We start from the raw sequence: 5385 nt of genomic DNA on the forward strand, positions 1-5385 counted from the left end.
GTCCTACATCCAGGGCCGACAACCACCCCACCCGTCACAGACCGTGACGGGCAGTCAGCGGCCACCGACCTTGCACCGCTCAACTTCGAAGACCCCTGAAACCACGTCAACCTGCTCTGACCAGCTAGTCAGCCACTCCCGCACTGCGGGGGAACCTCAGTGGAAGAGTTGTCACCCACATAACCGCCGAAGTGAGCGAAGGCCCGGCGGTGGCAGTCGAAGAACGTCTGCAGGTTCTGGCTGGTAGTGAAGCAGCAGAACGGGTCACGCGAGTACGACAGCGTCATGTGGAAGGAGTAGACCTTCGGGATGCCCATGTGGGCGAGGATCTTGCCCTCGTCGCCCCAGTCCACCTGGGCCTGAGCACCCGGGATCACCTCGAAACGGCGGTGCATGCCCGCGAGTTCCTTCGGCGTGATGCCGAGCTCCTCGGCGACCCTCGGGCGGGCTTCCTGAACGTAGAGCTTGACGCGCTGGTAGTTGCCGGTGAACCCGTACTCCGCCACCAGCCGCTCGTGGATCACCGCGGCCTTCATCAGGACCTCGGCCCGCAGCATCGAGTCGACCAGCGGCGCGTACTCGTCGATCACCCTCGCCTTTGACCGCCCGTTCGGCGACCGGCGCGGCGGGGTCGCCGGCCCCGGCGCCGACAGGTACTTGCGGACCGTCTTGCGGACCAGCCCGGTCTCCCTCGCGACCTCCGACAGGCTGATCGCCCCAGATTCCAACAGGCTTCGAAAGCGTCGTAGTTCCAACCAACGACGCGGATCCAAGACCACTGCTGACCGCCTTCCGCCGCCTCTCACCGACAAGCAGAAGAGTGCCGAGCAGCAGGTCTCACCGCATCAACAACTGTCCCTTTTCATCCGTACGCGGGTGGGGACGTTCAGGTGTACGCCGACACCTGCCGGCCTACGCACCCGACCTCAACCCGGTCGAGGGCCTCTGGTCACTGCTACGACGCAGCAGCCAGACCAACACCGCCTTCACCGACCCAGACCACCTGATGCGTACCCTCCGGCACGGCCTCCGCCAGATCCGATACCGCAGGAACCTCATCGACGGATACCTCGCCGAAACCGGCCTCACCTTGACGACACCACGCCAACAAGCTCAGTAGTTGACGCCGGTTGGCGGAAAGCGGGGCTCGGTGATCATCGGCAGCTTCCCCGGTGAGACCGTGACCGCCTGAACCGGACGCACGGTATGCCCGGGCAAGGGCCGAAGACGCCAACGCCTGATGATCGTGGCCAGGATGACGGGCATCTCGGTCATCGCGAAGGTGTCGCCGAGGCACTGGCGGTTGCCCATGCCGAATGGCACGAAGGTGCCGCGCGGCAACGATGCAGTCTCCTCTCTGTTCCAACGCTCGGGGTCGAAGCGGGAGGGATCGAGGAATAGACGAGGGTTGTGGTGCAGCAGGAACGGGCTGACGATCACCTCGGTGTCGATCGGGAGGGGGATACCGTTTAGCTCGACGGGGGCGATCGTCTTGCGCATGATCAGGTTGGCCGGCGGATGGACCCGGAGTACCTCCTTGATAACGCACTGGAGGTACTCCAGCTCAGCCAGATCATCGACAGTGGCGGGCCGACCGCTCAAGACCCGTTCGGCCTCCTCGTAGGCCTGCTGTTCGACCTCTGGATGCTGCCCCAGTTCGTGGTAGGTCCAGGACAACGTGTCCGTGGTGGTCTCCATGCCAGCGGCCAGGATATTGACGATCTCGTCCCGCATCTGGTTTACCGACATGCCCTCGCCGGTTTCCTGGTCGCGGGCGGCGACCAGCATCGAGAGCAGGTCCCCGTAATCGGTGTCGTCTTCCCGGTACTCCTCGATGATCCTGTTCAGCACCTCTCCGAGCGCGGCGATGGCGCGGTCGAACCGCCGATTGCCGGGAGTCGGAAGTTTCTCCAGAAACGTCAGTGGAGAGATGGTGCGCTTCGCGATCATGTCCTGGATGATCGGCATCGACCGCTGGGCTTCGATCGTGGCCCACCCGCCCAGCTCCGTCGAGAACACGGTCTTTCCCAGGATGCTGATGACGAGGTTGTACATCGTGTCGCGCATATCGACGACCTGCCCGGGGCTCAAGGAGTCAGCGGTCGCGGAGGCCAGCTCACCCATGATCCGCACATACCCGTTGATCCGCTGCCGGTGGAAAGCCGGTTGGACCAGGCGGCGCTGCTGGAGGTGGAACTCCCCGTTCGAGAGCATCACGCCGTTCCCCATGAAAGGCCGGGCTTTGTCGAAGAGACGGCCCTTGTGGAATTTCCTGGCTTCACCCACGAGAACCTGGCAGACCAGCTCGGGGGTGTTCACCACATAGGCCGACCGAGGCCCCAAGTCGATCCTGACCATGTCGCCGTACTGCGGCAAGGACTTCAGGAACTTTAGGGCGTCGCGGCGCAGCCTGAGCGCATGTCCCACACCGGGCAGTCGGCCCGGAGCGATCGGTACGCGCACAGCGGGAACTGCCATTCTTAGATTCCTTATATGTTGGCTGATGAGTGGGTAAGACGTTTTTGTTGCCGAATATGGCGGCTCAGCCCAGCAAAGAAAGGTCTACTGCATGTCTGTCCCAGGATGAGCTCACGTACCGGCGCCACTCTTCACGGCATTCGTCGCACGGAACCACGCCACCGAATTGCCCTTCCGAAGTGGCACCATACGTCTCGCGGCGCGTGCATCGTGCGCACGCTTCTTCGGGTGAACACTCCAATGCCGCCGCCAGCTCGGGGCTCAACATGTTCTGCACAGTGGCCACAGTTCGCTGGCCTGTCGCAGCCGGCCGACCGGATGGCTTTTGACGTACGTCGTTTCGATACCACAGCTTAACATTGGCCCGCGTGGCCCGGACAACAGCGCTCGTCTCGGGTGTTCCGATGGTCATTCCATCCTCTACGAACCGATAGCGGCGCATAGACATGTGGATGAGTGGTAGATTCTTGAGAAGATTTATCGCGCATCTTCCCTGGACGGTCTCATACCGCTGCGTTTCCATCGCCCAGAGCGTTGATCGCGCGGTCGCGTAGGCAGTTCTCCGGAAGTCCAGATCCTGACCGCAGTATGCATAGAGGTTTGATATCTCCCCCTCGGCCCGGTGCTTGTAGAAGGCCACCGCGTCATAAAGGGTCAGGCCGATTTCCGCCATCGCACGATACTCGACCTCCCGGAAATCTGGCTCCAGGTCATTGCAGGCCACCGCTGCGGCGATGAACAATCGCACCTGGGCGTCGCAGTCACGCAATCTGAAATACCTGACAGGCGACGAAGCGATAGCTTCGATGTATCGTCTACATAGATCGGACTGCTGCTCACGGGTTTTCTCCGCCATGAAAAGGATGCTTGACGCGTACTCCTGCGTCATCTCCTCGCCCACTCCGGAACCGACAAACAACGTATCCAGCAATTCACGGACCGGATACCCTAGCACGCGGCCATCCAGCTTCATGATCTCTTCGACGTCCACTAGATCCCCGCGGTATTCCGCTACGGTCGTCAGCGCAGTCAAGCGTACAAATGCAAGGTATTTCTCCGGGTTGGTGAACTCTGGGATCCCGCAGCGCACGTACTCCCACGCGGTGGCGAGAACCTCTATTCGTTCCTTCTCGGCGAGACCGCAGTCACGCAGATCGCCGTCGATCTCTTTTGGGTAATAAAGCCGCTCTTTGTCGATCGCTTGCATGACCATTTATTCTGCTTCCAATTCTGTCGAGTCGATGATTAATCTGCTTGACGATCAGATGCTTGTGCATCCGCACCTTTCTCCGCAGTGTCGGATGCGCCAGGCGATCGCCACCTTCATTGAAACTTTAATTCTGGTTGAAATTCAATGTCGAAACGATTTGCTCTCATGGGGTCTGTTCAGGATTACATATAAGGGGGTCAGGCTTATCTGAGGTTGAACTTGCGATAACGGGTGGGTTGATCAAGGCGGCTCGGTGATCAGGCCGGTCTCGGCGAGGCAGCCGTCGAGCAGGTGCGGGCGGTACTGGATCTTCTTCAGCTTGCGCTTCATGACGCGGACGAGGTGATCGAGGTTGACGGCGGCGAAGTTCTTCAGCGACCGTTTGAGCAGCGACCACACCCCCTCGGTCGGGTCGGAAGCGTAGGACGGCAACTGGAACACTCTCAGCCACTCCTCGTTCTCCGCTATGAAGTCCGCCAGCTCGCCGGTCAGGTGCACATTCAGGTTGTCCCACACCCACACGATCGGCGCGCCGAGCTGGTGGTGCGTGAGCACGATCAGGTCGCGGTAATCCCGCCAGGCAAAACTCTTCCGTTCGCCCTTGCGCCCGCGCCACACATGCAGCCGGTAGAACAAGTGCGGCCGCGCACCGGGCTTGAAGCAAACGACGCCGACCACGGGAACCCGGCCCCGGTTGCTGCCGCGTACCCGCATCACCGGGACCGCCCTCGCGCCAGGCCCGGCGCCACTTCTCGACCTGCCGCCTGCCCACCCGTAACTCGGCCGCGATCTCAGCGGTCTTCTCACCCCGCCCGAACCGCGCACCGGCCTCCAACCGCAACCGCTCCCGGGCCTGCTCCCTCGGCGTCAGCCCGCCTCCCTGCGCATACCTCATGCACACGGCATACCGCAGGGATCACGAGCCGTCACGACCACCCGCTATCACGAGTTCAACCTCAGGTAACGGTGCGAGTTCCAATACGAGCTGATCATAACGAACTAGACGGCGTCCCGTAAGAGGGCATTTGATCTAGGCGGATTGCCCTTTCTGCCCTAGTAAGTTCCTCGCCAGGTTGGTGTGGTCTCGTCCGTTATGCGCTTGCCGAGATTGTCGATCGAAGCGATGTGGATCATGGCCTCGGAGCTGGCGGGAAGGGTCTCGTAATCGCGAGAAAGGCGCCGGTGCAACATGAGCCAGCCCAAACTACGCTCGACTACCCAGCGCCTTTTGACAACGTGAAACCCGCGAACTCCGGGGTTCCTTTTGACCACTTCGACGTCGATTCCGAGACGTGCGCCGTGCTCGATGACGGCGTTCTTGAAGCCGGTGTCGACCCAGCTCTTGGCGATGGTGGGGTAGGTCTTTTTGGCCTGGTCGAGGAGTCGGATTCCGACGGCGTTCTCGGACAGGCTGGCGGCGGTGACGGTCACGGCGAGGATGAGGCCGATTGTGTCGGTGAGGATTCCTCGCTTCCGTCCGACGATCTTCTTGGCGGCGTCTGTTCCCTGGCTGGTAAGGGGCACATTGGTGGAGGTCTTCACACTCTGGGTGTCGATCACGGAGGCGGTCGGCTCGGGCTTGCGCCCCTCTTTCGTGCGGACTAGCCTCGATCTTGCGTAACGGTCCGCCGACGGAGTCGGTGGACCGTTTTCGTGCTGTGGGGCAGGCTGAGGGCCCGAGTGTCGTCTCGGGGTGG

General features: G+C 61.7%; 3 protein-coding genes and 4 pseudogenes. 1 reads left to right on the forward strand and 6 read right to left on the reverse strand.

Annotated elements, in window-relative coordinates; translation table 11 throughout:
* Window positions 1-182: 182 nt before the first annotated feature.
* Window positions 183-779 (reverse strand): annotated as a pseudogene (locus tag ACFC02_RS41415) (IS21 family transposase); the annotation flags it as partial.
* Window positions 780-901: 122 nt separating this feature from the next.
* Between ACFC02_RS41415 and ACFC02_RS41420 the strand changes: the two are divergent.
* Window positions 902-1120 (forward strand): annotated as a pseudogene (locus ACFC02_RS41420) (IS630 family transposase); the annotation flags it as partial.
* Here ACFC02_RS41420 and ACFC02_RS41425 read toward each other — a convergent pair.
* The 5 genes and pseudogenes from ACFC02_RS41425 to ACFC02_RS41445 all read right to left on the reverse strand — a co-directional run.
* Complete coding sequence (locus tag ACFC02_RS41425; RefSeq protein ID WP_376368019.1) at window positions 1114-2478, reverse strand: cytochrome P450; 1365 nt, start codon at window positions 2476-2478, stop codon at window positions 1114-1116. The pseudogene ACFC02_RS41420 and the gene ACFC02_RS41425 overlap by 7 nt on opposite strands.
* 64 nt (window positions 2479-2542) lie before the next feature.
* On the reverse strand, window positions 2543-3685 hold the full coding sequence (locus tag ACFC02_RS41430) for a hypothetical protein (protein ID WP_376368021.1): 1143 nt from the start codon (window positions 3683-3685) through the stop codon (window positions 2543-2545).
* A 243-nt stretch (window positions 3686-3928) separates the two neighbouring features.
* Window positions 3929-4402, reverse strand: coding sequence for a transposase (locus ACFC02_RS41435; protein WP_376368023.1), 474 nt, complete (start codon window positions 4400-4402; stop codon window positions 3929-3931).
* Between the two features lie 28 nt (window positions 4403-4430).
* Window positions 4431-4583: pseudogene (locus ACFC02_RS41440) on the reverse strand (helix-turn-helix domain-containing protein); the annotation flags it as partial.
* Between the two features lie 158 nt (window positions 4584-4741).
* Window positions 4742-5293 (reverse strand): annotated as a pseudogene (locus tag ACFC02_RS41445) (transposase); the annotation flags it as partial.
* Window positions 5294-5385: the final 92 nt, after the last annotated feature.

Source organism: Streptomyces sp. NPDC056160 (genome assembly GCF_042268205.1).
Classification (GTDB): Bacteria; Actinomycetota; Actinomycetes; order Streptomycetales; family Streptomycetaceae; genus Streptomyces.